The organism is Nonomuraea sp. KM90, from assembly GCF_052246675.1.
In the GTDB taxonomy this organism is placed as follows: Bacteria; Actinomycetota; Actinomycetes; order Streptosporangiales; family Streptosporangiaceae; genus Nonomuraea.
Map to the genome: position 1 here is coordinate 1 of NZ_JBQQCB010000309.1, position 2908 is coordinate 2908.

General features: G+C 71.7%; 4 protein-coding genes and 1 pseudogene. All 5 read left to right on the forward strand.

All coding sequences use genetic code 11. From position 1 onward, the window contains the following. Positions 1-458 (forward strand): annotated as a pseudogene (locus ACTWPW_RS63680) (phosphoketolase); the annotation flags it as partial. An 83-nt stretch (positions 459-541) separates the two neighbouring features. After that, complete coding sequence (locus ACTWPW_RS63685; protein ID WP_443174957.1) at positions 542-883, forward strand: hypothetical protein; 342 nt, start codon at positions 542-544, stop codon at positions 881-883. Then, entirely contained in the window at positions 880-1350 is a 471-nt protein-coding gene (locus ACTWPW_RS63690; protein ID WP_375108330.1) for a CBS domain-containing protein, read from the forward strand. The genes ACTWPW_RS63685 and ACTWPW_RS63690 overlap by 4 nt, the downstream gene beginning before the upstream one ends. 10 nt (positions 1351-1360) lie before the next feature. Beyond that, the gene (locus ACTWPW_RS63695) at positions 1361-1879 is read left to right on the forward strand and encodes a flavodoxin family protein (RefSeq protein WP_443174958.1); all 519 of its coding nucleotides are present in this window, start codon (positions 1361-1363) and stop codon (positions 1877-1879) included. Between the two features lie 205 nt (positions 1880-2084). Further along, complete coding sequence (ppk2, locus tag ACTWPW_RS63700; protein WP_375108328.1) at positions 2085-2870, forward strand: polyphosphate kinase 2; 786 nt, start codon at positions 2085-2087, stop codon at positions 2868-2870. Positions 2871-2908 lie beyond the last annotated feature (38 nt).

Genomic DNA, 2908 nt, shown 5'->3' on the forward strand with positions numbered 1-2908 from the left:
CCGCCGCCGCGCTGCTGCGCGAGCACCTGCCCGAGCTCAAGGTACGCGTCGTCAACGTCGTGGACCTCATGCGCCTGCAACCGCCCTCGGAGCACCCCCACGGCATGGAGGACGCCGAGTTCGACACGATCTTCACCACCGACAGGCCGATCATCTTCAACTTCCACGGCTATCCCTGGCTGATCCACCGCCTCACCTACCGCCGGAACGGCCACGACAACCTGCACGTGCGCGGCTACAAGGAGGAGGGCACCACCACGACGCCGTTCGACATGTGCATGCTGAACGACATCGACCGCTACCACCTGGTCATGGACGTCATCGACCGCGTCCCGGGCCTCGGCACCACGGCCGCCCACCTGCGCCAGCACATGAGCGACGAGCGGCTGCGGGCGCGGGCGTACACGCGCGAGCACGGCGAGGACGCACCGGAGATCCGCGACTGGACCTGGACCTGACCGGCCCGTGCCGCACCCGACCCCACCATGCACGATCGATTGGGCTCAGGCCACCTGAGCCCCGGTGAGGGCCTCTGGCCGGCGTGAACGGCCCGCTGGCCAGGCTCGGCCTGCTGGGCCGGCTCCTCGATCACCAGCGGCTCATCCACACTGTGACCCGGGGGAACGTGACCGTCGCCTTCACGGTCCTGTCGTACGCGGGCCTCCTGACCGTGACCGGCGTTCCCGGACCACGTCGGCCGTCCGCGAACGGGCGGATCAGGACCAATGGCATCCCGGCCCGGGACTTCCTCCTCCGGTGCCGCGACGCCGCCTTCGCGAGAGTGGAAGCAGGAGGAACGAACGTCGTGAGCAAGCACGGCGTCCCGAACCACACGGCCATCCCGGTCGCGGTGGTCCGGCCACGTATCGAGGAGGCGTCATGACCGTCGAAACGCTGACCGCCGGACAGGTGATGAGCCGCATCCTGGTCGCCGTCAGACCGGACGAGTCACCGCTGATGGCCTGGGAGCTGATGCGCCGGGCCGGCGTGCACCACCTGCCGGTCGTGGACGGGCGGAACGTGGTGGGCATCCTGACCAGCGAGCGGCTGGCCGCCTCCTGGTCGGGCGGGCCGCAGGAGCAGTCGAGCCGCCAGGTCCACACCCTGCTCGAGCGCGGCCCGCGGCCACGCGTACGGCCGGACATGCCGCTGCCCCGGGTCGCGGCCGTGATGCTGGACGCCGGGTGCGACGCCGTGCCCGTGCTGTCCGGCGACGGGCTCATCGGCCTGGTCACGGCCCGCGACGTGCTGGCGGCGGTCGCCGGCCGCGCCCAGCCGGCCGCGGACACCGGTGAGGTGGTCACCGGGATGTTCCACCTCGAACCCGTCCTGCCATCCCGGACCCGATAGGAGACGAACGATGGACGCGCTGGTCGTCTACGAATCCATGTACGGCAACACGCGGCGGATCGCCGAGGCGGTGGCCCGGGGACTGGCCGCCGGGATGGCGGCCGAGGCGCTGGAGGTCGGTGCCGCGCCGGCGCTCGTGGGGGAGGACGTGCGGCTGCTCGTGGTGGGCGGCCCGACGCACGCCTTCTCCATGAGCCGCGCCTCCACCCGGCAGTCCGCCGCCCAGCAGGCCGAAGGGGCGCTCGTCTCGCGCGGGGACGGCGTACGGGAATGGCTGGCGGCCCTGCGCACGTCGTCGGCCGGGCTCGGCTCGGCCGCCTTCGACACCCGCATCGCCAAGCCCCGCATGCCCGGCTCGGCCGCACACGGCATCGCCAGACGGCTCCGCCGCCACGGCGTCCGGGCCGTCGTCCCGGCGCAGAGCTTCTACGTCACGGGCACGCAGGGGCCGCTGGTGGAAGGCGAGCTGGAACGCGCCCGGCAGTGGGGCGAGATCCTGGCCGCCCTGTTCCCAACCCCAGCCACCTGACCGCCGTCGAAGCCCGGGGCGGGAGGCCCTGGGCGCGACGCCGGGCAGCGGGCCGGGTGCGGCGTCGGGGATGCGAGGCGGGGGTCCGGCGTCGGGGGTGCGAGGCGGGGCGGCGGCGGGTGTGACGGCGGGGACGTTTGCTTGTGGCAGGCTCCGGGGGACAAGCTGGGCGGATCGCTGATGACGATGGAGAGGAACCGGCCTCGTGACGACCGAGAGGCTGCGGCGCAAGCCGTACGAGAAGCAGCTCCTCCGCCTCCAGGCGGAGCTCGTGAAGCTGCAGGAGTGGGTGAAGGCCGAGGGGCAGCGGCTGGTCGTGATCTTCGAGGGGCGGGACGCCGCGGGCAAGGGGAGCACGATCAAGCGGGTCACCGAATACCTGAACCCGCGGGTGACCAAGATCGTCGCGCTGCCCGCCCCCACCGAGCGGCAGCGCACGCAGTGGTACTTCCAGCGCTACGTCGAGCACCTACCGGCGGCGGGGGAGATCGCGCTGTTCGACCGGAGCTGGTACAACCGGGCCGGGGTCGAGCGGGTGATGGGGTTCTGCTCCCAGGAGGAGTACACCCGGTTCCTTCACCAGTGCCCGATCTTCGAGCGGTTGCTGGTGGAGGACGGGATCATGCTGCGCAAATACTGGTTCTCGGTCAGCGACACCGAGCAGGAGCGGCGCTTCCGCGACCGGCTGGAGGATCCGATGCGGCGCTGGAAGCTGTCGGAGATGGACCTGGAGTCGATCACGCGCTGGGAGGAGTACTCGCGGGCCAAGGACGAGATGATGATCCACACGCACATCCCCGAGGCGCCGTGGTACGAGGTGGAGAGCGAGGACAAGCGGCGGGCCAGGATCAACATGATCTCCCACCTGCTGTCCACGATCCCGTACCAGGAGGTACGGCGCCCGCCGCTGAAGATCCCGCCCCGCCCCGCGTCCACGGGGTACCGCCGGCCGCCGAGGGTGGAGACGCTGGTGCCCGACGTCACCACCTGACGGCCACCGGTGAGGCCCCCGGCCGGATGGTCCCGCAG

What these genes read in the sequence shown, in the direction of transcription:
- ACTWPW_RS63690 (WP_375108330.1), top strand. Translation starts at nt 880, where the DNA reads ATGACCGTCGAAACGCTGACCGCCGGACAGGTGATGAGCCGCATCCTG.
- ACTWPW_RS63695 (WP_443174958.1), top strand. Translation starts at nt 1,361, where the DNA reads ATGGACGCGCTGGTCGTCTACGAATCCATGTACGGCAACACGCGGCGG.